This window comes from Roseateles sp. DB2, assembly GCF_051857535.1.
In the GTDB taxonomy this organism is placed as follows: domain Bacteria; phylum Pseudomonadota; class Gammaproteobacteria; order Burkholderiales; family Burkholderiaceae_C; genus Roseateles_B.
Window position 1 is genome coordinate 22,113 of sequence record NZ_JBPZGY010000005.1, and the last position, 23,129, is coordinate 45,241.

Below are 23,129 nucleotides of genomic sequence, written 5' to 3' on the forward strand. Positions count from 1 at the left end.
CAGGGGGCGGGCCTCAGGCCGGCGTTGAGAGCAGGCCGTCCAGTTCCTGGAGCAGCTCGTCCAGTCCGTCCTGGCTGATGTCGATGGCAGGAACGTCCGAGGGCGTGAGCCCGCCTGCTTCGGCGCTCTCGCAGTGCGTGAGCAGGGTGCCCAGGGCCTCGGCCATGCTGGTCATCAGGCAGCCCATGGTTTCCTCCACGGCGCTGGCGCCGGTGAAGGCGCATTCCAGGACCAACTGGCCCTGGCTGATGTAGGCGCAGACGTCCAACAAATGCGTGCGGGCCTGGCGCGGGCTGCGTATGCCCGCTGCCGGCTCGGCACGGCCGGTGAAGAGGGCGCTGCTGCCCACCATCTGTTCCACCACGCCCAGGTAGGTGAAGAGCACCGGCGAGGGCGGCATGGCCTCCAGAGACTGGCGCAGGGGATCGCCAGCCGGCGCGAGATAGCGCAGTGGGCCGAAGCTGTCGCCCTTGCCCGGCACCTCGCGCAGGCGCTGCTTGACGGTCTTGATCAGGCGACCGGGATCGTCGATGCCGGCGCCCTCCACCAGCACGGGGTAGATGGAGGTGAACCAACCCACGCTGCGGCTCAGGTCCAGCTGTTCGGCCAGGGCCTCGCGGCCGTGGCCTTCCAGGTCAAGGAGCAGGGACTGGCAGCCACCCCAGTGCTGGAAGCCGGCCAGCAGGGCCGCGACCAGCAGATCGTTGGCATCCGTGCCATAGGCTTGATGGGCCGGGCCGCGGAAGGCCGCCGTCTGCGCGGCGCTGAGCCGCACCTGGCAGCAGCCATGCGCCTCTTCGGCATGACGCGGTGCGCGCGGCTTGAGGGCATGGCGCATCAGCGCCGGGCGCTCCTGGCCGTCGGCCATGCGGGCCTGCAACTGGCCGGCGAACTGGCGCCAGTGCGCGCGATCCGCGTCCAGGGTCGCCTCGCCCAGTCGACCTTGCCAGGCCTGCACCCAGTCGCGCACCGAACTGGTCTTCAGGGGCAAGGGCGCGCTGCTGCCAGACTTGAGTTGCCCGTAGAGCAGCCCCAGATCCTGCAGCAGGATGTTCCAGGACACGCCGTCCACCAGCAGGTGATGGATGACGACGAGCAGGCGGCTTTGCTGCAGGCTGCCGCCCTGCAGCCAGCGCAGGCGCCACAGCGGGCCCTGGGCCAGGTCCAGTCCGGTCTGCGCTTGCTCGATGGCCTCGCGCCAGCGAGGGAGCGAGGTCTGGCCGTTGGGCGAACGGCAGTCGATCACCGCGAAGTCCGGTGCGCGCGCCTCCGCGGCGGCGATGCACTGCAGCCAGACGCCCTCCCGCTGCTCGAAGCGCGAGCGCAGTCCGTCGTGGTGCTGGGCCAGGAGCTGCAGCGCCTGCTGCATCAGCGCGGGGTCGGGCGTCTCGTTCAACTCCAGCAGCAGGGCCTGGTTGAAGTGGGCCAGGTCCTGGTCGACCTTGTCGAACATCCAGTGCGCAGCCGGGCCCAGGGGGAAGTCGCCAAGGACGGGGCCCTGGTCAACGTCGATGCCCGGCGTGCTGCTCACGACGCGGGCCAGGCGCGCGATGCTGCTGTGCTCGAACAGGTCCTTGGGCCGCAGGTACAAGCCCTGCTGCCCAGCCTTGGACACGATGACAGCCGCCAGGATGGAGTCACCGCCCAGCTGGAAGAAGTCGTCGTCCATGGTGACGCTTTCCAGACCGAGTACCTCGCACCACAGGACGGCCAACTGCTCCTCAACGGCGCTGCCGGCGGCGCGGCCCTGGGCCTGCAGATCGGGCTCGGGCAGGCGGGCCAGGTCCGGACGCAGTGCGGCGTCCAGGGGGAGCTGCTCCAGCAGCACCAGGGCCTGCGGCCATTGCTGTTCAGGCAGCTCGGCGCGCAGGCGGTCCTGCAATTGCTGGTTCAGCGTGGCATCGTCCAACACGGCAGGGCCGCTCTGGCGCAGCACATAGGCCGTGGCCACGGGGCCTGCATCACCAGGGCGCTCCAGCAGCACGGCCAGGGCGATGCCGGCCTGCTGCATGAGGCAGCGCTCGACCGGTCCGGCGTCCAGGCCTCGCTCACCCCGGCTCACGCGGCGTGCACCGGGGTCCGGGCAATGCAGGGTGGCGCCCAGCGCACGCAGGCGCAGGGCGGGGGCACCACCGGGACCGCTGTCGGCCCAGGCCCATTGACGCGGCGCGGCCGGCTCACCTGCGGCCGAGCGCAGCTGCGGCGCGCAGCAGCCCGCCAGGGGCAGCAAGCGCCAGCCCTGGGGCGCAGGTTCGAAGACCCAGGGCGAAGCCGCGGGGAACGCGGGGTCCAGGCGGAGGAACCGTGGCGCGGCCCCAGCCCAACGCAGCACGGGCTCCGCGTGCATGCCTTGGGCCAGCAGGCGGGGCAGCGGATGGTCAGCCGGCAGGGCGCGCAGGGCCTGGGCCAGCGAGGGCGTCAACAGGGCCGGCAGCAGCAGGCCCGTGGGCTCAAAGGTGGCAATGGGGGCCGCGAGTTCCTTGGCCAGGGCCTGTGCGGTCTGTGCGGTCTGTGCGGTCGGCGAGAGCGCCGCCAGTTGCACCGTGCAGCCGCGTGCCCAGGCCAGGGCCAGGGTGGCGCTGGCCAGCGCGAGCTGCGCAGGTTCAGGGGTCCAGGGCAGCAGCAGGCGGTCCTGTGGGCCTAGCTGCAGGGCCTCGCCCACCGCCTGGCCCACCAGCGGGTTGGCGGCCGGGGCGGCATCGGCCGCATCGGCCGCCGCATCGCCGGGCAGGCACTGCAGCGCTGGCAGCCACTGACCGGACGCCGTCGGGGCGCGAACGTGAAGGTCCAGGCCTGTGGCCCTGTCTTCGGGGCCCAGCCACCAGACCTGCGCGCCCTGCGCCAGCAGGGCCGGCCACAGCAGGGCTCCCTGCAGCGGGTGGCTCAGCGTCAGGCCGACACGGCTGCCCTCGCGCAGGCCCTGCGCCTGCAGCTCCTCCAGCCAGGACTGAACCTGCCGCGCAAGCCGGCCCAGCGTGCAGTCGCGGGCCTCGTCCTGCAGGGCGGGCTGCTCCGGATGAGCCCGAGCCCTGTCGAGCAAGGCCTGGTGCCAGGTCTTGCCTAGCAGGGCCGGCGTGAGTGGCGAAGCTTCGTGCGAAGAACCGGGCGAAGTACCGGGCCAAGCACCGGGCGAGGCCTCGACCAGTCCCGCGTCAGGCAGACGGAACTCAGCCAGCAGTGCTGCGGGCTGCTTCAGCGACTGCGCAAGCAGCTGCTCGAACTGCGCGCCGAAGCAGGCGATGCTGGCCTCGTCGAAGAGGTCGCAGTTGTAGGTCCAGGCGGCGACGTAGTCCTGGCCGTCGTCCTGGATGTTGAGGGTCAGGTCATGCGTGGCTCCGCGGGTGCCGGTGCTGGAGGCGGCCAGCACCGGGCCGAACAGGACCTGCTCCTGGACAGCCTCTGAACCCTTGCGCAGCTGGTTCCAGTTGTACATGAGCTGGAACACCGGCGAGCGACTGGCGTCGCGCGCGGGGCGCAGGCGCTCGACCAGCAGCGGGAAGGGGTAATCCTGGTGATCCAGCACGCGCAGCATCATCTGGCGCGTCTGCTCCAGCAGCTGGTCGAAGCGCGTGAGGCCCTGCAGCCGGCAGCGCAGGGGGAGGGTGTTGACGAAGTGGCCCAGCACCTGCTCGCTGCCGGGCATGCTCCGGCCGGAGGTCGGCGCACCTATCATGAGTTCGTCCTGGCCCGTGTGCTTGTGCAGCAGCAGCTGGTAGACGGCCAGCATCCACATGTACGGCGTCACCCGCTGCTCGCGGGCTGCCTGGCGCAGGGCAAGGGACAGGGCCGGGTCCAGCGTGCGGCTGTAGACACGGCCGGCCTCGGTCTTGAGGGGCGGGCGCGGACGGTCACCGTCCAGGGCCAGCTGTGGCAGTTCACCTTGCAGCTCCTCGGTCCAGAAGGCGGCGAGTACCGCGCCCTCAGGACCGGCCAGGCGCTGAGCCTCGTGCTGGACGAAGTCCTTGTACTGGTGCTGCAGTGCCGCCAGGCGCAGGGGCTGCCCGGCGAGGCCCAGGGCATAGAGCGCGGACAGCTCGCGCACCATGATCTCCAGGGACCAGAAGTCCGCTGCCACGTGGTGGACATTGAGCAGCAGCGCATGGCGGGGCGCCTCGGCAGGCCCTTCGCTCTCGTTGACCAGCAGCTTGAGCCGAATGGGCGACACCCGCAGGTCGAAAGGCTTGTTGGCCTCCAGATCCACCCACTGCAGCACCTGTTCCAGCGTGCGGCCCTGCACGCGCTCGACGTCCAGGCGCGCCGCGGCATCCAGGCTCACCTGCTGGCGGGGCTGGCCCTCGCTGACCTCGTAGCGGGTGCGCAGGATGGGGTGGCGGGCGATGAGGTAGTCCACACAGCGCGCCAGCAGGGGCAGGTCCAGGTTGTCGACCAGCCGGCAGGCATAGGTGACGTTGTAGGCCGCGCTGGTGGGCTGCAACTGGTGCAGCGACCACAGCGACTTCTGCGAGTAGGACAGCGCATAGCTGCCCGCGCTGGTGCCGAACTGCTCCAGCAGCGCGATCAGGCCCTCCTTGTGGGCCTTGAGCTCCGCCAGCAGCTGCGGCGTGATCAGCTCCTTGGGGGCCTTGTATTGCAGCTTGCCGTCCTGGGTCCAGAGCTGCACGCCGCGGGCGGCCAGGGCATTGATGTAGTCGAGCGAGCTCATAGCTGACCGCTTTCCATTTCCATGTCGAAGAAGGCCTCGGTGGAGACCTGGTCCAGGGTCTGCGCGGCCGGGGTGGCCGGTGCGTCAGACGTCGTCGATGCCGGTGCGGCGGCCTGCTCGAGCTTGCGGGCGATGGTCTCCACCACGTCCTGCAGGCTGGCGCCTTCCAGCAGGCGGCCGAAGGGGATGTCCACGCCCAGCTCGCGGCGGATGCCGCTGCGGAACTCGGCGGCCATGAGCGAATCCATGCCCATCTCGATCAGCGGCCGCTGCGGGCTGAGCAGGCGGGCGTCCGTCTGCAGGGTGCTGGCCAGCGCGTCGACCAGGGCCTGGCTGAGGGCCTGATGCAGCGCGTCGCCCGACAGCCCTTGCAGCGCCGCCTTGAGCTGGCCGGCCGGCAGTCCGACGTCGGCCTGGCGCGTGGATGCGCTGCCTGCCACATCGGCCAGCAACTTGCGCAGGCCCGGGGCCCGGGTGCGCTGGGCTAGCAGGGCCGTGTCCACAGACCACAGCAGTCGCTGGTGCTCGCCCGCAGAGGACGGCGTGTCGGTCCCCACTTCGGCCTGTGCATCGGCCTGCACTTCGGCCAGCACCGCGTCCAGGGCCTGCAGGGCGGCCTCGGGTGGCATGTCCAGCAGGCCGAAAGCTGCGGCGCGCTGCTTCTGCGCCTCGTCCAGCTGCCCGGCCATGCCCTCGCCGCCCCACAGGCCCCAGTTGAGGCTGAGGCCTGCCAGGCCGCGGCTGCGGCGCAGCTGGGCCAGGCCGTCCAGGTAGGCATTGGCCGCAGCGTAGGCGCATTGACCGGGCGAGCCGATGCAGGAGACCACCGAAGAGAAGAGCACGAAGTGCTGCAGGGTCAGGTCTTGCGTGGCCTGATGCAGATGGAAGGCGCCGGCCAGCTTGGGCGCCAGGACCTGACGCACCAGGGCCTGGTCCTGCGAGGCCAGCAGGCCGTCCTGCAGCACGCCGGCGCAGTGGAAGACGCCCTTCAGCGCCGGCCCTCCGTCACGGGAGAGGCCGTCGACCAGGGCTTGCACGGCCGGGCCGTCCGCCACGTCAAGCTGCTGCCAAACCAGCTCGCTGCCGGCCGCGCGGGCCTGTTGCTGCCAGCGTTCGACCTCTGCGGGCTCGGGCAAGTGGCGGCCCAGGGCGACGATGCGCCGGCCCGGGCCCTGCAGCAGGCGGTCCAGCAGCTGCTGGCCCAGGGCGCCGCGGGCGCCTGTGAGCAGATAGGTACCGGGTTCCAGCGCCAGCGGCTGGGCCGATGCCAGCGGGCGTTCCTGCAGACGGGGCAGCAGCAGGCCCTCGTCGCGGAGCAGGAACTGGCGCTCTTCGCCGAGCTCGCTGCTGCACAGCAAGCGCGGCAGCAGGCCCAGGGCTTCGGGCGTGGGCGTGGCTGGGAGGTCCAGCAGCAGCAGCGGCAGCTCGGCGGCCTCGTGCATGAGGCTGCGCCCCAGGCCCCAGGCGGCGCTCTGCTCGGCTTGCACGGCCTCGGCCCCGGCGGCCTGTGCGCCATGCGTGAGCAGGGCCAGGCTCAGCGGGCGTTCGCCCAGCTCGACGCCTTGCAGCGCCTGCCACAGGCCCGCCACGGCGGCATAGGCCTCGCCCACGGCCTGCAGCCGCTGAGGGCCGCTGGCGTCGTCGGTGAAGGGCGGCTGCCAGTCGTGCAGCAGGACCAGGGGCTGGCCCGGCGCAGCCCGGGCCGCCCAGTCGCGCAGGGCCTGCTGCCAGTGCGCGCGAGCTTCGGTGGCGTTGGCCTCGCCCGCCTTGGGGGCTGCGGGCAGCAGGTCCAGCGGGAGCTGGTGATCACGCCAGAGGCTGCGCAGGTCATCGGCCATCGCCTCAGGCCCCGCGAGTGGCGAGAGCAGGGCCACCTGCGGCGCGGTGCCGCTGCGTGCGACGGGCGTCCAGGCTTGCCAGCGCAGACTGTGGGCCTGGACCGGCGCCGCGGAGGCAGGCCGCAGCTGGGCGGCCGCGACCGCGTGCAGCTGCAGGCCCTGCAGGGCCAGCACGGTCTGGCCGTGCTCGTCATGGATCCAGAGATCAGCCCGCCGCTGCGCCCCCGAGGGCTGCACCCGCACCGCGCACCACAGGCGCTGCGAACGGCCGCTGGCGGCATGGCAGTCCAGGGCCTGCAAGCCCACGGGCAGCAAGACCTGACCCTCCATGCCCTGCTGCAGGCAGGCGGCGGCCACCACCTGCAGGCAGGCGTCCAGCAGGGCCGGATCGGCGAAGTGGCTGGCTCCGGTGGCCGCGCCCACGCGCTCGACCAGGCCCAGTGCCTCCCAGGCTTCCGTGCCTTCTGTGGCCGGGGCGCACCACAGGCCGCCCAGCGCGCGGAAGGCGCCGGTGTACTGCAGCCCGGCTTCGGCCAGGCGCTCGTAGAGCTGCTCGGGCGCCAGGGTCTCGGTGCAGCGCTCGCGCCAGGCCTGCAACGTGGCGGCTTGGGCAGCGGCGGCCTCGGGGGCCCCGGTCTGCCCGCTGGCATGCAGGGTCCAGGCCGGGGGCTGCGGGCCCGCCTCGGGTGCTGTGTGGATCTCGATGCGCTCGACGGATTCGCCGGACTCGCCGGACTCGCCGGACTCGCCGGGCGCCCGCACCGTCACCAGGCGCAGGGCCTGCTCGGCGGACAGGGGCAGGGCCTGCTCGAAGGCGATGTCGCGCAGCTGCAGCGGCAGGCGGGCCTCTGTGCTGCCGGGGCTGATGGCGTCCAGCATCAGGGCCAGGTAGCCCGCGGCCGGGAAGAGCGGCTGTCCATGGACAGCATGGCCGGCCAGGAAGGGATGGCTGACCAGCGACAGACGCTGCTCATGCCGGCGCTCGCGCCCGCTGCCCGGCAGGTGCAGGGCCGGGCCCAGCAGGCTGGCATCGCGGGGCTGGCGTCCGAGGAAGGCCGAGCCCTGCAACAGGCCGGCGCGCGCGGGCTTGCGCTCGCCCAGCCAGTAGCGGGTGTCCGCCAATGGGTAGGGCGGCAGGGGGACGCGCTGCGGCGCGCCATGCTGGTCCAGCGAACGGTCGACGGCGTTCCAGCCGGGCTCCTGGCCGGCGGCGAAGAGGGCGCCGAGGCTGGTCCAGAGGGCGGTGAGGTCCGCCTGCCCGTCCAGGCTGTGATGCAGACGGACGGCCTTGGGCGCGGCGCAGGCCCGGGCCAGCTTGCTGAGGGTCTGGCCGGGGCCGATCTCCAGGAAGTCGGTGGCGCCGGCCTCCAGCAGGGTCTGCAGGCCGGGGCGGAACAGCACGGCCTGGCGCACGTGCTGGACCCAGTAGTCCGGATCGCAGAAGCGCTCCTGCTCGATCCGGCCGGTGAGGTTGGACACCAGCGGGAGGCGCGGCGGCTGGAAGCGGACCTGGCGTGCCACGTCGGCGAAGGCCGCCAGCATGGGCTCCATCAGCGGCGAATGGAAGGCGCGGCTGACCTGCAGGGGCCGGCACTGGAGGCCGGCCTGCTCCAGCTGCACCTGCAACGCGTCCATGGCCTCGTCGTCGCCGGCCACGACCACGCTGGCGGGGCCGTTGTCGCCGGCCAGTTCCACGCGGCCGCGCCAGGCTTCGAGGAAGGGGGTCAGGTCTTGCGCAGCGGCCAGCACCGCCGTCATGCGGCCTGGCGGGCAGAGGTCCTGCATCAGGGCGCCGCGCGCGCTGATGAGGTCCATGCCTTCCTCCAGCGTGAAGACGCCCGCGACGCAGGCCGCCGCGTACTCGCCCACGCTGTGGCCCATCAGGAATTCGGGCTCCAGGCCCCAGCTCATCCACAGCCGGGCCAGGCCCAGCTCGAGGGCAAAGAGGGCGGGCTGGGTGTAGCGGGTCTCGTGGATGAGGTCCTGCCGGTCGCCCCACAGTACGTCGATCAGGCCGTGCTCGGCCCGGCCCTCGAAGCGCTCGTCACAGGCGTCGACGACCTGGCGGAAGAGCGCGAAGTTCTGGTAGAGCGCACGGCCCATGCCGGGCGTCTGGGCGCCCTGGCCGGTGAAGAGCAGGGCCAGACGGGAGCGGCCCGCGGGGGTGGCGTCCCGCGCCTGCGCCCAGCGGCGGGCCTCGGCGTCCAGGGCTGCCGCTACGGCCTCGCGGTCCTGGCCCACGACGCAGGCACGCCAGGCCTGGCGGTCCCGGTGGTGGCGCAGGGTCCAGGCCAGGTCCGGCAGGGCGGGGGCCTGGGGCTGGCGTAGCAGGGCGGCGGCGTCCTGCAGGCTGCGGGCCAGCAGCTCGGGGCTGTGGGCGGAGAAGGCCAGCAGCTGCGGGCGCTCGTCCCGCAGCTCGCTTGAAGGCGCTGACGCGGGCGGCGGCGCCTCGATGATCAGATGCGCATTGGTGCCGCTCATGCCGAAGGCACTGATGGCGGCGATGCGGCGCTGTGCGTCGTGGGCCGGCCAGGCCATGTGCTGGTCCGTCACGCGGATGCCGTTGCGCGCCCAGTCCACATGGGTGCTGGGGTTCTGGAAATGCAGGTGGCGGGGGATCTCTCCGCGCTCCAGCGAGCAGGCCACCTTGATCAGCGCCGCCACCGAGGCCGCGCCTTCCAGATGGCCGATATTGGTCTTGATGCTGCCCACATGCAGGGGCTGGCTGCGGGCCACGTCGCGGCAGTAGACCTCCTCCAGCGCGCGCAGCTCGATGGGGTCCCCCAGCTGCGTGCCGGTGCCGTGGGCCTCGACATAGTCCACCTGCTCCGGTCGCAGGCCGGCGCGCTGCAGGGCGGCGCGGATCACGTCGCGCTGGGCGCGGCCGTTGGGGGCGGTCATGCCGTTGCTGCGGCCGTCGTGGTTGATGGCAGAGCCCAGGATCAGCGCACGGATAGGCCGGCCCTGGGCCTGCGCGTCCGACAGCCGCATCAGCGCCACCATGCCGGCGCCCTCGCCGCGCACATAGCCGTTGGCGGCGGCGTCGAAGGTTTTGCAGCGGCCGTCGGGCGACAGGGCCTGCAGCTCGCTCAGCGCGATGCTCATCTCGGGCGAGAGCATCAGGTTGGCGCCGCCGCTCAGGGCCAGGTCGCACTCGCGGTTGCGCAGGGCCTGGCAGGCCAGGTGGGTGGTGACCAGGGAGGAGGAGCAGGCCGTGTCCAGCTGCAGCGTGGGGCCGTGGAAGCCGAAGAGGTAGGCGATGCGGCCGGCCGAGAAGGGCCGGGCCGTGCCCAGCGAGGTCTGGGCGAAGCTCTGCTCGGCGGGCGGCACGTGGTCGCTGAGGCGGGCGTAGTCGTCCAGCGAGAGGCCCACGAAGACGCCGGTCAGCTGGGACTTGAGGCTCTCGCGGCAGAAGCCCGCGTCCTCCAGCGCCCGCCAGCTGCACTCCAGCAGCAGGCGCTGCTGCGGGTCCAGGCGCCGGGCCTCGCGGCCGGAGAGGCCGAAGAAGGCCGCGTCGAAGCGGTCCACGTCCTCGATGAAGCCGCCGTGGCGGCTGTAGCTGGTGTCGGGGCGGCCGGGCTGGGGGTCGAAGAGATCGTCCGTCCAGCGGTCGGGCGGCACTTCCACGATGGCATCGCGGCCTTCGGCCAGCAGGGTCCAGAGCCGGTCGGGCGAGTCGGCACCGCCGGGCAGACGGCAGCCCATGCCGACGATGGCAATGGGCTCCTCCTTGCCCTGCCGGGCCTCCTCGAGTTCGCGCCGCAGCGACTCGATCTTCAGCAGGGCCTTCTTGATGGGGGAGAGATCGGGGGTCGACTCGCTCATGATGGGCAGGGGACTAGCGTTCCAGTTCCTTCAGCAGCAAGGCCTCGGCCTCGGCATCGGACAGGGAGTGGAGGGTGTGGGCCAGCGCCGCGGGGGCGGGGGCCGGGGTGGAGGGGGACGGAGCAGTTGTGGCGACCGCCGCGGCTGGCAGCGCTGCCCCCGGGCGCGAGGCCAGGGCTTCGGCAGCGCCCTTCTGGCCGGCCAGATGCTGGGCCAGCTCGGCGATGTTGGCGCAGTCCCACAGCACGGTGGCCTCGAACTCGATGCCCGTGGACTGGCCGACCTTCAGCGCCAGTTGCAGGGCATTGACCGAGTCGAAGCCCATCTCCACCCAGGCGCGGTCCAGGGGCACGCGGCTGGGCTGGGTCTTGAGCAATTCCGCGACCACGCCGGCAATGATCTGCTCGACCTGGCGCTGCAGGCTGAGGCCGCCGACGGGCTCGGCCAGCGGCGTGGCGGGGGTGGCGGCAGGCGCCTCGGCGGCGGCCTCGCCCAGGCCCTCGGTCCAGCTGGCGACCACGCGCAGCTGCCCTTGCAGATAGGCCTTGCGGCACAGGGCACGGGCGATCTTGCCGCTGGAGGTCTTCTCGATGGTGGCGGGCTCCACCAGCACCACCTGGTGCGGCGTGAGGCCGAAGTCCTCGCCGATGGCCTGGACCATGGCGCGCAGGGTGTCGTCCAGCTGCAGGCTGCGGCGCTGGCTGCGGCCGATCTCCTGCACCACGACCAGCTTCTCTTCCTTGTCGACCAGCACGGAGACGGCCGCGCCGGCACCGCGCTTGAGCTCGGGCACGGCGTCCTGCACGCAGTCCTCGACGTCCTGCGGGTAGATGTTGCGGCCGCGGATGATGAGCAGGTCCTTGACGCGCCCGGTGACGTAGAGCTGGCCGTCGATCACGGCGCCCAGGTCCCCCGTTCGCAGGTAGCCGCCCTCGGCGGCCGAGGCCGCAGCCGGGCGTGCGCCAAAGGTTTGCTCGCTGAGCTCAGGCAGGCCGAAGTAGCCGGCGCCCACGCTGCCGCCGCGCACCCAGATCTCGCCGACCTGGTGCGCGTCGGCCACGGGCCGGCCCTGTTCATCGACCACCAGCAGCTCATGGCCCAGGCGGGTGCTGCCGCAGGAGACCAGGCTCTTGCGGTCGGCGTCCGGGGCGCCGGGGGCTGGGGCCTCGATGCGGCCACGCGCCAGGGCGGCGTTGCTGACCTCCAGATAGCGGATGCCCTCGCCCTTGTCGACGCCCGTGACCTGCACGGTGGCCTCGGCCATGCCGTAGCAGGGGAAGAAGGCGCCGGGGGCGAAGCCATGGGCGGCGGAGGCGCCCAGGAAGTCCTCGACGGTGCTGCGCTGTATGGGCTCGGCGCCGCAGAAGGCCAGGTCCCAGCTGCGCAGGTCCAGGCCTTGGGCCTCGTCGGACTGCAGGGCCTGGGCGGCCAGCTGGTAGGCGAAGTTGGGGCCGCCCGAGGTGGTGGCGCGGTGGTGCGAGATGGCCTGCAGCCAGCGCAACGGCTTCTGCACGAAGGCCACGGGCGACATCAGCACCAGGCTGGACCCGACCGAGCCCATCTGCAGCACGGCCGAGAGGCCCATGTCGTGGTACAGGGGCAGCCAGGACACCACGCGGGTGTCGCGGTGGTGGCCCATCAGCTGGGCGATCACCTGCTGGTTGTTGATGATGTTGCCGTGCGTGATCATCACGCCCTTGGGCGTGCCGGTGGAGCCGGAGGTGTACTGCAGGAAGGCCAGGTCCTGGGCGCGCGGCAGCGGCAGGGCGGGGATGGGCCCGGTGCCGGCATCCAGCAGGGCGGCATAGTCGCTGAGGCGGCAGCCGGTGAAGAGGCCCTGCTCCGCCTGCATCTGCTGCAGCAGGGGCAGGGACTTGTCCGGCGCGATCACGAAGCTCGCGCCGCTGCTGTCCACGATGGCCTGCAGCTTCTGCCACTGCGCCAGCTTGCGCGCCTGCTGCGGATGGTGGGCGGGAATGGCCACCATGCCCGCCATCAGGCAGCCATAGAAGGCGCTGACGAACTCAAGGCCGGTGGGCAGGAGCAGCAGCACGCGCGCGCCCGCGGGCAGCTGCGCATGCAGGGCGGCGGCCACGCGCGTGACCTCGTCATGCAGCTCGGCATAGCTGGCCTGGCGCTCGACCTCCTCGCCTTCGCGCAGCACGGTGAGGGCCAGGCGGTCGGGGGTCTGGTCGCGCCAGGCCTGCAGGGTCTCGATGATGGAAGCCGGCAGCTGCGGCAGGGGGAAGAGTGAGCGGTCCATGGGGCGTGTCGTGTGGAGGTGACGGGCCGGGGCCATCACGGCGGAGGCCCCGAGGAGCGCGGGTGCGGGCCGGCGCCAGACCGGCCCTGCACGTCAGGCGGACTCGAGGAAGGCGGCGGCGATGGCCTTGCGGTGCAGCTTCATGTTCTTGGTGCGCATGCCGTTCTCGATGCTGAAATCCTGGCCGGTGAAGATCAGCTGCTTGATCTGCTGCTGGGCCGGCAACTGCTGGTTGACCTGCTGCACATGGGCGCGCAGGGCCTGCACGGCGGCTTCGTCCTCATGCAGCTTGGTCGAGATCACGGCGGCCAGGCCCTGGCGGGCGCCGGCCAGCACCACGGCCACGCTGATGCGGGGGTCGGCATGCAGCATCGACTCGATGGGCTCCGGGTGGAATTTCTCGCCGTTGCTGGTGATGATGGCGTCCTTCTTGCGACCCACGATGTGCAGGAAGCCGTTGGCATCGAACTCGGCGATGTCCCCGGTGGCCACGGCGCCGGGCTCGATGAAGGTGGAGCGCGCGTCTTCCTCCGAGGACTCGAAGTAGCCCAGGGAGAGCAGGGCGTCGCGGCGCACGATGACTTCACCCTCGTCCGAAAGGCTCACGCTGCCGGGCTCGGCCGGCTTGCCCACGCTGCCCACGCGCACCTGGCCGGGCTTGTTCCAGGCCACCATGCCGGCCTCGGTGATGCCGAAGGCCTCGTACAGGGCCACGCCGTGCTGCCAGAAGAAGTCCAGCGCGGCGCGCTTGATGGGCGCCATGCCGGTGATCATGTAACGCATGCGCCCGCCGGTCAGCTCAGCCAGCTTGCGGGTCAGCAGCTCAGGGTCCTGCGCAGCCTGGGGCCCTGCGCTGGCGCGGGTGAGGGCCTGCAGGGTTTCGTAGAGGATGGGCGGCGCGATGACGAAGGTCGGCTGGTACTTCTTGAGCCCCGTGAAGAGCAGGGGGAAGGGCACCGAGACGAATTCCACCCCGTGGTAGAGGCAGAAGTAGTAGATCATGCGCTGCTGGTAGTTGGCGAAGGGCAGAAAGGTCATGAACCTGTCCTGCGCCTCCACCCCGAAGGCATCGTGGTACAGCTGCAGCAGGCGTTCGGTGCCGGCCGCGCTGATGATCAGGCCCTTGGTCTTGCCCGTGGTGCCGGAACTGAAGACCAGGGAGTGCGTGCCCGGCTGGTGCTCCAGCGGGCGCGGCTCCACGGTCTTCACGGGCATGGGCGCATCGAGGGCCATGCTCTGCAGCCTGTCATGCGAGGCATCGCCGCCTTCCAGCCAGGCCGGTTCCGCGGCCATGACGCTCAGCTGGTAGGCCTCGATCAGCTCGGCCCAGGGGCGGCTGGGCCGCTCGTTGGGCAGGGCCACCGAGACGCAGCCCAACTCCACGCAGGCCAGGTCCCAGGCCATCCAGCCATAGCCGCTGGGCGCGGCGATGCCGACCCGGCAGCCCGGGCCCAGGCCCAGCGCCCGCAGGCGCTCGACCACGTGCAGGGTGTCGCGGTGCAGGTCGTCGAAGGTCTTGTGGGTTTCCTGGCCCTTGTCGTCGACCAGGACCAGGGCGGTGGGGCGGCCCTGCAGGCGAGCGAGGATGTCGGCGATGCGCATGTCCGGTGCCTCAGGCGGGTTGGGCTTCCAGGGCCTGGCCGGCGGCGGGGCGCTCGGCGTAGTACTTCTGGGCCGCGCTCTCGTACATGTTCCAGAACAGCTTGCAGGTGTAGTCGATGGCGTGCAGCGCCTCGGCCTGCATCTGCGGCGTGGTGCAGAGCTCGGCGACCAGCTGGATGCCCTCGGCCACATGGGCCACGTCTTCTTTCTGGTGGACGGAGAAGAAGCGCGTGCTCTCTTCGCTGAGGCCATAGATCTTGCCCAGGATGGCGTGGCGGGCCTCGCCAGCGCGGGTCTCCAGGCTCTGGCCCTCGCTGGCGATCATCACGGCCGCAGCGCCAATGTGGTAGGTGTGCTCACCCTTGCAGTTGTCCAGGCGGTAGTGGATGAGCTCCTTGGTGGCCTCGGAGGGCGTCCAGGCGTCGCGCTCCTCGTCGCTGATGCCCTGGGCGCGGATGAAGTCTTCCATCAGCTCCACGTGGTTCTTGGTCTTGGAGAAACGACCGGTCTCTTCCTCGAACAGGTTGAACAGCAGGCGGCGCTTGTGGATGGGCAGGGGGCAGCGGAAGTACAGGTTCTCGATGTACTCGAGGAAGTACTTGGTGATCTGGTAGCCCTCCAGGGAGATGATCTTCAGCAGATGCCAGTTCCGCTCGGGCGTGAACAGCTCCTTGAAGATGGGATGGTTGAGCGTCAGGTGGGAATCCAGGGTCGCGCGCAGCTGGATGGCGAAGGCGTCCTTGTCCAGCGCCACGGCGGGGGCGGAAACAGTCATGGTGGGCTCCGGCAGTGATTGTTGGGTCGATCGTGAAAGAGTGCCCGGTCACTGTACGTAGCGAGGCGCCGGCCCGAACCTGTCCATTGGGGCAGCCGCCCGCACCCGTACTTCAGGTCAGGTAGGCAAGGCGGCAGGGCCTCGGTATAAAACGCCCTGCCTGGCGGAAGCCGCATGCGCTACCCGCATGACGGTGCGTCCGCTTCCCAATGGAGCCTTCCATGCATGAACAGTCCGCGGCACATTTCGATGCCTTCCTGAACCTGATCGCGCAGATCACCCCGGTCGAGCTGGCTGCGGACACGGTCTCGCGCGATTCCAACCTGGCCAGCGACCTGATGCTGGACTCGATCTCGCTCATCTCCCTGATGGCCCTGACCGAGGAGCATTTCGGTATCAGCTTTGCCGAGCACACCGAGGCCATCGCCAAGCTCGCCACCGTGGGAGACGCTCTGGATCTCGTCGAGGCCCTGCAGGGCGCCAAGGTCTGAGGTGGGCATGCTGGAAGTCATGCAGGATGGCGCCCCCGCGGGCGAGTCTCAGTGCGCTGCAGACGCAGGCTGGCATCGGCTGGTGAGGGCCTGGGAGCAGGAAGCCTCGGCGCTTGATTGGCCGGCCACGCTCTTCGTTGATGAGGCGACGGTGCGCCAGCTGATTGCAGCCGAGGCGGCGCTGCCGCTCAGCGCCACGCTGCGCGCGCGGGCCGTGGCCCAGGGCCGGCTGCAGGTGGTCCTGCCCTACGCGGGCTTTGCGCCTTTCTGCAGCCCTGGCCGGCTGATGGCCCTGCTGGGTGCTGCCCTGGCCCCGCAGATCGGGGGGGCGACGCTGCATTGCCTCGTGCTGGCTCATGCCGTGAGCGACTGTGCGGCGGACGCGTCGCGGCTGCCCGCGGCCCTGGACGCTCTGAGCCAGGACCTGGTGCAGTGGCTGCAGGGGGCCAGAAGGCGCGTCCCGGACTATTTCTCCAAGCATCCCCTGGTCCTGCCTTTCAGTGGCGGGCAGGGGCCCGGCCTGCATCTGCTGGAGCCCGTGGCACTGCAGGCCTTTCTCGCCGGTACGGCCGCAGGACTTGCGCCCGGCTGCCATCTGCTGCATGCCCCAGCAATGCGTGGCGGCTCGCTGCTGCTGCGCGAGCTGGCCGTGGCGCTGGACATTCCAGTGGCCGATGCCTCCTGCGCGGCCAATACTCTCAGCGAGCTGCTGCAGGACAGCCTCCTGCAGGCCCGACAGCATTGGCGCCTGGGCCAGGAGGCGCTGCTCGATGTGCAGTCCTTCGACAGCGTCGTGGCCTGCGCCGGGGCTTCCCCGGGCTGGGAAGCCGCCTGGCAGGCGCATCTGACGTCCCTGCGCCAGGCCCAGCAGGCCGATGCGGTGCCCAAGGTACACAGCTGGGCAAGCCTGCCCGGCATGCGTCTGCAGACCATCGAGGGCGCTCCCCTGCGGGTCTGGCGACTTGGCGAGGGGCCGCACACCCTCCTGCTGCTCAATGCCTTCGGTCTCAGCCTCGACGTTTGGTGCGAGCTGGCGCTGGCACTGAGCCCGCATTGCACCGTGCTGACCCTGGAGGCCCGCGACGATGCGGCGCTGCAGTCGCAAGCCCTGTCCAGCACCTATTACGACAACGAGAACTCCTGGCCACAGTTCCTGCAAAGCGTGCGCCAGTGGCTGGCCACGCAGGGCAAGGGCCCTCTGCACCTGCTGAGCTGGTGCGGCGGCGCCAAGTTCGCGCTGGACCTGGCCCGCGCGCTGCCGCAGGACGTCGCCTCGCTGTGCCTCGTGGCCCCTTCGTATGCGGGGGTCGACTGCGGGGCGGGCGGTGATTCGAGCTTCGAGACCAGCCTGAACACCATGTGCCGCCTGGTGCAACGCACGCCTGCCGCCGCAGACAGCATGGCCCGCTCCATGCTTGCCCTGCTGAAAAGGGGTGACGGTGCTGCAGAGGATGCGCAGCGCCTGTGGAGCCTGCCTGATGCCCACACGGCGCACTGGCTGCATGAGCCCTACGTGTCTGCCGAGCGCATGCGGCAGTACAGCCGCCAGCTGATCCACTTCCGGGACCATGCGATGAGGCTGCCGCCGGACGTGCCGCCGCTGGAGCAACCCTGCCTGCTGCTGATCGGCGACAGCGACACCGCCACCTGCGCCGAACGGGCGCGTGCCATGGGCGTGCTGACGTCACAGACCCTGCAGCTGGGCCTGCGCGCCGCCGGCCACTACCTGATCCACCAGGATGCTGCGCTGATCGCGCGCCTGCAGCGCGCCTTCATGCGCGACGGACTGCAGCTGGACATCACGGACGCGCGCCTGCGTCGCTTCACGCCGGCCGAGGAGGCGCTGGTCTCCGGCGAGCTCTGAGGCCGGCAGGCCCTCCCGCGCTTGCGTGGGTGCACAGGGCCCGTCTTACCCAAACGGACAGCTACCCGCCCGGATGGGCGCTCACTACAGTCCCCGAACACCGTCAAGCAGCAGGGAGTAGTCTCACCATGTACGCCAACAATATTGCCGAACTGATCGGGGACACGCCCCTGCTGAAGCTCAGAAGCCTGTCGGATGCCTCGCGCGGCATCCAGGTCTTCGCCAAGCTGGAGTGCCGCAATCCCGGTAACAGCGTCAAGGACCGCAGCGCCATGGAGCTGCTGAACCAGGCCCGCCGCGACCACGCACTGGAGCCCGGCTGGTCCATCGTCGAGTCCACCTCCGGCAATATGGGCCATGCCCTGGCCATGCTCTGCGCGGTGTACGGCTACCGCTTCATCTGTGTGCTGGACCCCAAGACGCCCAAGGCCAATGTGAACCTGGTGCGGGCCTTCGGTGGCCAGGTCGAGATGGTCACCACCCCCGACGAAAGCGGCGGCTTCCAGAAGAAGCGCATCGCCGTGGCTCGCTCCATCGCCGCCACCGTCCCGCGCTGCGTCAACCTGGACCAGTACAACAACCCTGCCGCCATCGACGCCCACTACTACGGCACCGGGCCGGAGATCCACCGCCAGCTCAATGGGCAGGTCGACATGCTGATCGGCTGCGTGAGCACTGGCAGCCATCTCAGCGGCGTGGCCCGCTACCTGAAGGAGCGCAATCCGGCGCTGCGGGTGATGGGCGTGGAGCCGCAGGGCTCCGTGGTCTTTGGCGGCGAGTTCAAGCCCTTCCTGCAGAACGGCATTGGCCTGAGCTTCACGCCGGGCAATGTCCGCGCCGAGCTGGTGGACGAGGTGCGCAAGGTCAGTGATCACGAGGCCTTCGTCGCTGCCCGCCGCCTGGCCCTGGACGAGGGGCTGCTGCTGGGCGGCTCCTCGGGATCGGTGAGTGCCGCTGCCCGCCATTTCCTCGCCGGCCTGCAAGGTCCCTGCAATGTGGTGCTGGTGATGCCTGACAGCGGCGTCAAGTACCTGGACACCGTTTATGACGACCAGTGGCTCAGGAGCCATGAGCTGGGCTCGGTACTGGACGAACTCAAGGGCCCGCAGGCCTGAACCCACGACACAAGGATGGACATGAACCGCACGCTGAACCAGGCCGGAGAGGCCAGCTACCAAGTCCCCATGGGTGCCCTCGGCACGGTGGAGCTCTGCTACGGCTGGCCGCAGCAGATCGACGCGGCGCTGGAGGACCGGATCATCGGCCTGATGCGCCTCACCACGGCCTCCGCGCCCATCATCGGCTTTGCCGAGGAGATCAGCGATGCCGAGGCCCGCCAGTACCTGCAGGACCTGCGCGGCAACCTGGCCGCAGGCAAGATCCGCCTGCTGAGCATCCACACGGGCGGCGGTGAGCTGATCGGGCTGTGCACCTTGCGGCGCAACCTCAATCCCAACAACCGCCACATCACCGACCTGGCCAAGGGCATGATCCACGAGGACTACCGTGGCGGCCTGGTCTTGCCGGTGGCCTTCCAGGAAATCGCCCTGCAGTGCGAGCAGGACGGCGTCGAGTTGCTGACCCTGGACGTGCGCGACGGCACGCCGGCCCACCACGCCTGGCAGCGCTTCGGCTTCCAGACCTACGGCACGCTGCCGGACTATGCCCGTGCCCAGGGCAAGGTCCACGCCGGCCACTTCATGATGCAGAAGGTGTCCGACCTCAAGGCCCGTGCGGTCCAGATGCTGCAGGCGCGCGTGGCCCGCGTGCAGCCTGAAGGGCAGACGGCATGACGGCGACGCCCGCCGCGGCCGGCCCGGTCTACACGGGCCATGTGCTGGACGCGCATTGCCACATCGCTTCCACCCGCTTTATTCCCGAAGGCTTCTACGAGGGCCTGTGCCGGAATGTGGCTGCGCGCCTGGCGGCGACAGGCGTGCGCAAATCCATGGCCGAGCTGATGGAGATGTACCTGCGCATGAGCCAGGACCACCAGGGCGACACCCTGGTGGCAGAGATGGACGAGGCGGGCATCCACCAGGCTGTGCTGCTGCTCCCCGATTTCACCCATGTGATCAAGAGCGCGCTGAGCATCGAGGAGATGTTCGCCGAGCATCATGAGATCCTGAAGCGCCATGCCGGGCGCTTCTTCGTCTTCGGCGGCGTGGACCCCCGCTGGGGGGCGGACGGCCTGGCCCTGTTCGAGCGGGGCGTCAGCGAGTATGGCTTCAAGGGCCTCAAGCTCTATCCGCCCTGCGGCTACAGCCCCAGCGACAGCTCGCTCTATCCGTTCTACGAGCTGTGCCAGGCGCGCGGGCTGCCGGTGCTGATGCACATCGGACCCACCAGCCCCAGCCTGTCCTTCCGGTTCTCGCACCCGGACCTGGTCGACCAGGCCGCCCTGGATTTCCCGGGCGTCAACTTCATCCTGGCTCATGGCGCGATCCACCATGTGCAAGCCTGCGCCGCCTTGTGTGCCTACCGTCCCAACGTCTACCTGGACGTGAGCGCCTTCCTGGGATCGCAGCATCCGGCGGGCTGGCAGGCGGCACTGGCCGAGCTGTTCAGGCTCAACTTGAACCACAAAATCCTGTTCGGCACGGACTGGCCGGTGTTCCGCTACTCGGGCGGCCACAAGAAGGTCATGGACATGTTCCTGGCCGCGGACGGCCCGCTGGCGGGCATCTCGCGCGGGCAGCGGACCTGGTTGATGTCGGGCAACGCACGTCGCCTGATGGGAGTGGATTGATGAAGCGATCGTTGGGTGTCGAACTGGTGCCGGCCTTGCCCGTGCGCCGCAAGGGCTGGCGACGTCATCTGAAGTCCGGCCTGGGCCTGGGCCTGTGCCTGCTGGCCCTGGGAGGCGGCGCGGTGCTGGGCCTGGCCCCTTCCGAGGGGGCCCCGGGAGGGCAGGACCGCTGGTCGGCTCAGGAGCTGGCCCTGATGAGCTCCCTGCAGTTGTCCCAGCTGCGCAGCCCCGATCCCGATCCCAGCAACCGCTTCGTCGGCAATGAAGCCGCGGCGCGCCTGGGCAAGCAGGTCTTCAACGATGTGCGCTTCAGCAGCAATGGCAAGGTCTCCTGCGCCAGCTGCCACAACCCGCAGGGCCAGTTCGAGGACGGACGGCCGCGCGGCCTGGGCGTGGCCGAAGGCCTGCGCCGCACCATGCCCTCCATCGGCATGGCGCACAGCGCCTGGTTCTTCTGGGACGGCCGCAAGGACAGCCTCTGGGCGCAGGCCCTGGGCCCGCTGGAGGACGCCCGCGAGCATGGCGGCAACCGCCTCCAGTACGCCCACCTGCTGAGCCGCCACTATGCCCAGCCCTACCGCGAGCTCTTCGGCGAGCTGCCCCGCCTGGACGGCCTGCCCGCCCATGCCAGCCCCCAGGGCAGCGAGGCCGAGCGCGCCGCCTGGGCGACCATCCCCGAGGCGCGCCGCGAGGATATCAACCGCATGTACGCCAACATGGGCAAGGCCATCGCGGCCTTCGAGGCCCGGCTGCAGTACGGCGAGTCGCGGGTGGATCGCTACATCGCCGCTACGCTCAAGGGCAATGGCAGCGCTGGCGCCGGGCTGCTGAACGACCAGGAAAAGGCCGGCCTGCGTCTCTTCATTGGTCGCGGCCAGTGCATCACCTGCCATGCCGGCCCGCTGATGACGGACCAGCACTTCCACAACACCGGCATCCCGCCCCTCAATCCCGCTCAGCCCGAGCGCGGCCGGGTGGATGGCCTGCGTGCGGCGCTGGCGGACGAGTTCAACTGCTTGGGGCCCTACAGCGACGCCAAGCCGCAGCAGTGCGAGGAGCTTCGCTTCGCCAACCCCAAGGATCCGCATCTGGTGGGCGCCTTCAAGACGCCCAGCCTGCGCAATGTGGCCCTGCGTCCGCCCTATATGCATGCCGGGCAGCTCGCCACGCTGGAGCAGGTCCTCGCTCACTATGCGCGTGCCCCCGAGGCCGAGCTGGGCCATTCGGAACTGCGCGAGCTCAAGCCTCGCGACCTCGGCCCGCAGGAGCAGGCCCAGCTGCTGAGCTTCCTGCGTGCTCTCTCCGGCCCGGTGCTGGAGAAGCCGGCGGTGCAGCCGGCGCCTGCGCCCTGAGCGGGCTTCGGCCGCCGTCCCGCTGAGCCCGAGGCCGCTGCCGCGCGGGAGGCCGGCGGCGGCCATCGACGGCGTTCAGCTCTGTGCGTATGTCTGCGACGCCCTGAATCGACTACCGCTGCAAGCGGCGAGCAGGATGGCCAAGCTGGTGCTGCATCGCTGGAGCCCAAACTGAGCCGGCTCTAGAGCAGCTCAGTGCTCGTGTTCGGCAAACAAGAGACCGGTGCAACGCTCCAGGTGACGTGCGAGTCCTCTGGCTTGGACGGGATCGCTGCATACAAGGCCATGCAGGACCACGCTCTTAGACGCCGGAGGATGCGCCAATCATTGATGCTCCAGACCTGTGACGACTGCTCTGCGAAGATCTCGCTGAACTGCCTCGTCCACTCCTCAGGCCACGGAAAGGGCTTGCCGCGCTCCGGCATGCAAGGGAGTTGAACAGGCCCTGCAAAGTAGCCCAAAGCCTCTGTTGGCGAACTGAAAATCGGCAAATCGATGCTGACTGTCACCATCGTGGCGTGATGGTACTCAGGGGCCGTCGTCAAGGTGCCTTGTCCGGACGCCATGGTTCAGTCGCCGTCCGCGCTCTTGACGGCCACGCCCATCACCTTGACCTGCCCGCCAAAGGGCAGGGCCGCGGCCTCGTAGACCGTGCGGGCCGGGCGGCGTCCTTCCGGGAAGAGTTCCGCATAGACCTGGTTGACCTCGGCCAGGGCGCTGAGGTCGGTGAAGGCAATGTCCACGAAGACCAGGTGCTCGGGGCCGAAGTCAGCGGCCCGCAGGGCGGCAAACAGATTGCCGAAGGCGCGCCTTGCCTCCTCGGCCGGCGTGCCCGGCACATAGCGGCCGGACTCATCAAGCGAGAGCTGTCCGCTGAGGTAGCAGCTGCGGTCCACGACCACCGCCTGGCTGATGGGCGAGGGCCAGTCCGGCAGGCCCGGACCGCCGCTGATGAAGTGACGTGACATGGAAGATCCCCGTTCAGGGTTGAGGGAAGGGGTGAAGGCGCCCCAGCAGCCGCTCGCCCTCGCGGGACTGCAGCTCATGCAGCGTGGCCTCGCGCAGCAGTTGCGCTTGTCCCATGACCACGGCCAGGCTGGTGCCCGGCAGGGCCAGGCCCAGGGCATGCCAGTGCTGGCCGGCGTGGTGGATGGCGGGCATGGGGGCGTCCAGCTCGTCCCAGCACAAGGCCTCGGGCGCCTGGGTGAAGCCCTCACCCGTGGCCTTGAGCAGGGCTTCCTTGAGGGTCCAGAGCCGGTAGAAGGCGGCCGTGAAATCGGGCTGGTCCTGCAGCCACAGGCGCTCGCGCGGATGGAAGACGCGCTGGGCGATGGCCAGGCCATCGCTCAGCACGCGGTGGCTTTCGATGTCCAGCCCCACCGGTTGCCCGGCCACGGCCACGGCGATGGCATCGCCGCTGTGGCTCAGGTTGAAATGGCAGGGGGCCGGCGCGATGAGGGACGGCTTGCCGGCCGGGCCGCTCTCGAAGCGCCAGCTCAGCGGCTCCTGAAGCGGATGGTGGCGGCTCAGCAGGCAGCGCTTGAGCGTGTGGGCGTGGGCATAGGTGCGCGCCGTGCGCTCGCACAGGAAGCGCGCATGGCGCGCCTGCTCCTGGGCATCGAGCATAGGCGGGCCTTCGGGTGGCGCGAGGGAGTACCAGACATCCAGCATGCGGGGCGGGGGCAAGGCAAGGGCAGGGCCAGCGGC

At 70.3% G+C, this 23,129-nt stretch carries 13 protein-coding genes; 6 read left to right on the forward strand and 7 right to left on the reverse strand.

The window, feature by feature from the left end:
- Positions 1-13: 13 nt before the first annotated feature.
- The 5 genes from ACS5PK_RS09665 to ACS5PK_RS09685 form a co-directional block, all read right to left on the reverse strand.
- The gene (locus ACS5PK_RS09665; protein ID WP_439440024.1) at positions 14-4,663 is read right to left on the reverse strand and encodes a condensation domain-containing protein; all 4,650 of its coding nucleotides are present in this window, start codon (positions 4,661-4,663) and stop codon (positions 14-16) included.
- A complete protein-coding gene (locus ACS5PK_RS09670; RefSeq protein ID WP_439440025.1) occupies positions 4,660-10,326 on the reverse strand; it encodes a type I polyketide synthase in 5,667 nt (1,888 codons plus the stop codon). Before ACS5PK_RS09670 ends, ACS5PK_RS09665 begins: the two co-directional genes overlap by 4 nt.
- A 13-nt stretch (positions 10,327-10,339) precedes the next feature.
- Positions 10,340-12,589, reverse strand: coding sequence for an AMP-binding protein (locus tag ACS5PK_RS09675; RefSeq protein WP_439440026.1), 2,250 nt, complete (start codon positions 12,587-12,589; stop codon positions 10,340-10,342).
- A gap of 93 nt (positions 12,590-12,682) precedes the next feature.
- The gene (locus ACS5PK_RS09680) at positions 12,683-14,191 is read right to left on the reverse strand and encodes an AMP-binding protein (RefSeq protein WP_439440027.1); all 1,509 of its coding nucleotides are present in this window, start codon (positions 14,189-14,191) and stop codon (positions 12,683-12,685) included.
- 10 nt (positions 14,192-14,201) lie between these two features.
- The gene (locus ACS5PK_RS09685) at positions 14,202-14,966 is read right to left on the reverse strand and encodes a TenA family transcriptional regulator (RefSeq protein WP_439440028.1); all 765 of its coding nucleotides are present in this window, start codon (positions 14,964-14,966) and stop codon (positions 14,202-14,204) included.
- 221 nt (positions 14,967-15,187) lie between these two features.
- Between ACS5PK_RS09685 and ACS5PK_RS09690 the strand changes: the two genes are divergently transcribed.
- The 6 genes from ACS5PK_RS09690 (at position 15,188) to ACS5PK_RS09715 (ending at position 21,422) form a co-directional block, all read left to right on the forward strand.
- Positions 15,188-15,457: an acyl carrier protein gene (locus ACS5PK_RS09690; RefSeq protein WP_439440029.1), complete on the forward strand. Its 270-nt coding sequence runs from the start codon at positions 15,188-15,190 to the stop codon at positions 15,455-15,457.
- A gap of 7 nt (positions 15,458-15,464) precedes the next feature.
- A complete protein-coding gene (locus ACS5PK_RS09695; RefSeq protein ID WP_439440030.1) occupies positions 15,465-17,321 on the forward strand; it encodes an alpha/beta fold hydrolase in 1,857 nt (618 codons plus the stop codon).
- 128 nt (positions 17,322-17,449) lie between these two features.
- Positions 17,450-18,436 carry a PLP-dependent cysteine synthase family protein gene (locus ACS5PK_RS09700; protein WP_439440031.1) on the forward strand — a complete coding sequence of 329 codons (987 nt, stop codon included), beginning with the start codon at positions 17,450-17,452 and terminating at the stop codon, positions 18,434-18,436.
- A gap of 21 nt (positions 18,437-18,457) precedes the next feature.
- Complete coding sequence (locus tag ACS5PK_RS09705) at positions 18,458-19,114, forward strand: GNAT family N-acetyltransferase (protein WP_439440032.1); 657 nt, start codon at positions 18,458-18,460, stop codon at positions 19,112-19,114.
- Positions 19,111-20,070 carry an amidohydrolase family protein gene (locus ACS5PK_RS09710; protein WP_439440033.1) on the forward strand — a complete coding sequence of 320 codons (960 nt, stop codon included), beginning with the start codon at positions 19,111-19,113 and terminating at the stop codon, positions 20,068-20,070. Before ACS5PK_RS09705 ends, ACS5PK_RS09710 begins: the two co-directional genes overlap by 4 nt.
- The gene (locus ACS5PK_RS09715) at positions 20,070-21,422 is read left to right on the forward strand and encodes a cytochrome-c peroxidase (RefSeq protein ID WP_439440034.1); all 1,353 of its coding nucleotides are present in this window, start codon (positions 20,070-20,072) and stop codon (positions 21,420-21,422) included. Before ACS5PK_RS09710 ends, ACS5PK_RS09715 begins: the two co-directional genes overlap by 1 nt.
- A 569-nt stretch (positions 21,423-21,991) precedes the next feature.
- Here ACS5PK_RS09715 and ACS5PK_RS09720 read toward each other — a convergent pair.
- Positions 21,992-22,390, reverse strand: a complete 399-nt coding sequence (locus ACS5PK_RS09720) for a RidA family protein (RefSeq protein WP_439440035.1) — start codon at positions 22,388-22,390, stop codon at positions 21,992-21,994.
- Positions 22,391-22,403: 13 nt separating this feature from the next.
- On the reverse strand, positions 22,404-23,048 hold the full coding sequence (locus tag ACS5PK_RS09725) for a 4'-phosphopantetheinyl transferase family protein (RefSeq protein WP_439440036.1): 645 nt from the start codon (positions 23,046-23,048) through the stop codon (positions 22,404-22,406).
- Positions 23,049-23,129: the final 81 nt, after the last annotated feature.